At 69.5% G+C, this 1482-nt stretch carries 3 protein-coding genes; all 3 read left to right on the top strand.

The window, feature by feature from the left end; all coding sequences use genetic code 11:
• Positions 1-366 (top strand): PE/PPE C-terminal domain-containing protein (locus tag A5701_RS25670; protein ID WP_197505068.1); only part of this gene is annotated, 366 nt, incomplete at its 5' end.
• Positions 367-530: 164 nt separating this feature from the next.
• Positions 531-830: a PE family protein gene (locus A5701_RS25665; protein WP_067758919.1), complete on the top strand. Its 300-nt coding sequence runs from the start codon at positions 531-533 to the stop codon at positions 828-830.
• Positions 831-838: 8 nt separating this feature from the next.
• On the top strand, positions 839-1482 hold a 644-nt coding region (locus A5701_RS25660), incomplete at its 3' end, for a PPE family protein (protein ID WP_156670211.1).

Genomic DNA, 1482 nt, shown 5'->3' with positions numbered 1-1482 from the left:
GGGGGTACCACGGCTGGTGCCGGTGGTGCGTGGTTCCCGACGCCGCAGTTCGCCCAGTTGGGCCTGGGCAACCTGGGCAGCCTCAGCAGCAACGTCGTCTCGGCCGGTGCCGGGCAGGCCACCCAAGTCGGGGGTTTGTCGGTGCCCCAGCAGTGGGCGACGCTGACCTCGGCGGTCAGCCCGGCCAACGCCGAGGCCGAGGCGCTGCCGGTGCAGGCCGGCGCGGCCGGCAACCCTCCGGCCAACGCCCTGCTGCGCGGCATGCCCACCGGCGTCATGGGCCGCCGCGCCGGCGCCGCCGCGGGCTACTCCCACAAATACGGCTTCCGCTACAGCGTCCTAACCCGACCCCCATCGGCCGGATAGGGAAAGGCCAGGTGAACGGAAGTTGTACACGAATGAACAGTCGGCACTAGGGAGGCGAGGCACCGCGTGACCCATTTAATCTCAGCAGTAAGCCACGCCTGCGGTAAGCCCACCGGCAAACCGTTCCTCAAAGGCCAGCGAGCCGAAACCAGGGAGGGATCTTAATGTCGTTTGTCACGACGCAGCCGGAGGCGCTGGCCGCGGCCGCGGGCGATCTGCAAAGCATCGGTTCGGCGCTCAGCGCGCAGAACGCCGCGGCGGCGGCCCCGACGACGGGGATCGTGCCGGCCGCAGCCGACGAAGTGTCGGCACTGACCGCGGCGCAGTTCTCTGCGCATGCGCAGATGTATCAGGCTGTGAGCGCCCAGGGCACGGCGATTCACGAGATGTTCGTCAACACCCTGAGGATGAGCTCGGGGTCCTACGCGGTGACTGAGGCGGCCAACGCGGCCGCGACGGGTTAAAGGAGCCAATGATGTTTGATTTTGGGGCGCTTCCGCCGGAGGTTAATTCGGCGCGGATTTATGCCGGTCCGGGGTCGGGGTCGTTGATGACGGCGGCGTCGGCGTGGAATGCGATCGCCGCGGAGCTGCAGTCGGCTGCGTTGAGTTATCAGAATGTGGTGACTCAGCTGGCCAGTGAGGAGTGGGCGGGCACGGCCTCGGCGGCGATGGCGGCCGCGGCCACCCCGTATGCGGAGTGGCTGGCCAGCACGGCGGCGCAGGCCGAGCAGGCCGCGGTGCAGGCCGCCGCGGCGGCGGCGGCTTATGAGGCGGCGTTCGCCGCGGTGGTGCCACCGCCGGTGATCGCGGCCAACCGGGCGTTGGTGCAGCAGTTGCAGGCCACCAACGTGATCGGGCAGAACACCGGGGCGATCGCGCAGTTGGAGGCCCAGTACGGCGAGTTTTGGGCCCAGGATGCCGGGGCGATGGCCAACTACTCGGTGCAGTCCACGGCGGCGACCAAGGGCATCACCCAGTTCCAGGCCGCCCCGAAGGTGACCAACGACGCGGGCACCACCACCCAGGCCAGCACGGTGGCCAACGCGGCGGCCAACACTTCCGCCGGCAACGCGGCCAACGTCGCGCAAAAGGCGGCCACCACCGCCACGACGAC

It is taken from the genome of Mycobacterium sp. E3305, from assembly GCF_001666785.1.
Lineage (GTDB): Bacteria > Actinomycetota > Actinomycetes > Mycobacteriales > Mycobacteriaceae > Mycobacterium.
Note: the sequence above shows the minus strand (reverse complement) of the source record. Positions and strands in the feature narration are given on the sequence as shown.

Coding starts and splice junctions, on each gene's coding strand:
- A5701_RS25665 (WP_067758919.1), top strand. CDS start 531: ATGTCGTTTGTCACGACGCAGCCGGAGGCGCTGGCCGCGGCCGCGGGC.